Below are 2229 nucleotides of genomic sequence, written 5' to 3' on the forward strand. Positions count from 1 at the left end.
ATCCACCGGCACGAACGCCGCACCCGCCTTCCACACCCCCAGCATCGACGCCACCAACTCCACACCCCGGTCCAGCAGCACACCCACCACCGCACCGGCACCCACACCCCGGCCGACCAGGCGCCGCCCGATCGCGGCGGCGCGGGCGTCCAGGCCCGCGAAGTCGACCGACCGACCGTCCGGCTCGGACACGGCCTCCGCCGACGGCGCTTCGGCCGCCCGCGCCTCGAACTCGGCGAGGACCGAACGCGACACGGGTTCCACCGCCGACGCCCCGTCGGCCAGCACCACCGACGCCTCACCCGGAGGCAGGCACACCACCGACGCGTCACCGTCGACGTCGGCGACCATGGCCTCCAGCACCGTCCGGTACATGCCACCGAGCCGCAGGACGTTGGGGTAGCTGACCTGGTGCGGCCGGGCCAGGATGTTGAGCACGCCGCCGAGGGTGGAGACGTGCAGGCCGAACTCGCCGCTGGCCTCGTAGATGGCGTCCTCGAAGTCGACCCGCTCGGTGTCGACCTGCTCGAAGTCGAGGTAGTTGAAGAGGATCTCGATCGGCCGGCGCCCGTCGCCCAGGCGCTGCACGGCCGGCAGCGGGTAGCGGCGGTGCGGCCACAGCTCCAGTTCCCCGGCGAAGGTGTTGCGGATCAGCTCCCGCCAGGTACGCGCGCCCGCGTCGTGCACGAACGGCAGCGTGTTCAGGTGCATCCCGTAGACCCGGTCGGCGCCGGTCACCTCGGGCCGGCCGTGGCTGACCAGTCCGCTGGTGAACACGGGCTCGGCGGTGAGCTGGCTCATCACCTTCAGGTGCGCGGCCAGCAGCACGCTCTTCAGCGACGTGTCGGTACGGCTGGCCAGCTCGCGCAGGTCGTCCATCAGGTCGTGCAGGGGGACGCGGGTGCCGCACTCGTACTCCGGGACCGACTCGTCCTCGCCCCAGCCGGCGGGCAGCTCGAAGACCGGGCGGGCGACGACGTCCTGCCAGTAGTCGCGGTCCTCGGCCGACGCCAGCGCCTCGATCTCGCCGGCGACGAAGTCGGCGTAGCGGACCGGGGGTGCCTCGAACGCCGCCGGTGCGCCGGTGTCGCGCAGGCTGCGGTAGTTGTCGAGGATCTCCATGAGCAGCGAGTGGTGGCTCCAGCCCTCGAGGATGCCGTGCGACATGGTCAGCACGAACCACCACGTGTCGTTGCGGCCGGCCGCCCCGGCGATGCGCATCTGCGGGACCTGGTCGGGGGTGAACGGCCGGGACCGCTCGGCGGCCAGGTACGCCCGCAGCCGGCTCTCGGCCTCCTCGTCCGTGCCGTCGCGCAGGTCGAGCAGCGTGACGTCGACGGGCACCTCGGCGTGCACGAGCTGCATCGGCACCGAGTAGCCGGTCAGGTCGAACGACGTACGCAGGATCTCGTGTCGGTCCACGACGGTCCGCACGGCCCGGCGCAGCGCGTCGCCGTCGAAGGCGTGCTCGTCGCGGATCGGGAACGCCGACACGTTGTGGTAGGTGCGCCGCTCCGAATCGGAGAGGGTCACCACCAGCATGGCGAGCTGCACCTGCGCGCACGGGTACGCGTCGGCGAGCCCGGCGGGCAGCGTGGCCCGGTCGGCGTCGTCGAGCAGGCTGAACGGGGCGACGGCCCGGAATGCGGGCGCCGCCTCCTGGTCGTCCCCGCCGGCGAGGTGCGCGGCCAGGGCGGCGACGGTGCGGTGCACGAAGACGTCGCGCACCGAGACCGGGTGCCCGGCGCCGCGCAGCGCGCCCACGAGCGCGATGGCGCTGATGGAGTGCCCGCCGAGGTCGAAGAAGCTGTCCCGGGTGCTGACCTGTTCCAACTGGAGCACCTGGCCCCAGATCTCCGCCAGCCGCTCCTCCAGCTCGGTCGCCGGGGCGACGTGCTGCCGCTGCGCGGGCACCGCGGTGTCCCACAGGGCGGCCCGGTCGACCTTGCCGTTGGCGTTGAGCGGGATCGCCTCCACGGCGACGAACTCGGCCGGGACCATGTACTCCGGCAGGTGCTCCGCGCACCGCTGCCGGATCCGGTCCGCCAGCTCCGTGGCCGGCGCGGCCGGCCGGTAGAACACCACGAGCCGGTCCGACTCGCCGACCAGGGCGACCGCGTCGCCGACGCCGTCGGTGCCCTCGACGACCGCTTCGATCTCGCCGAGTTCGATCCGGTAGCCGCGGATCTTCACCTGGTGGTCGACCCGCCCGACGAACTCCACCGCCCC

Annotated in this window: 1 protein-coding gene; it reads right to left on the bottom strand. The window is 73.0% G+C overall.

Annotation, left to right across the window (positions count from 1 at the left end):
• Window positions 1-2229 (bottom strand): condensation domain-containing protein (locus ACLQ20_RS31295; RefSeq protein WP_425858370.1); only part of this gene is annotated, 2229 nt, incomplete at both ends.

It is taken from the genome of Micromonospora sp. DT46, from assembly GCF_049841735.1.
Lineage (GTDB): Bacteria > Actinomycetota > Actinomycetes > Mycobacteriales > Micromonosporaceae > Micromonospora > Micromonospora reichwaldensis.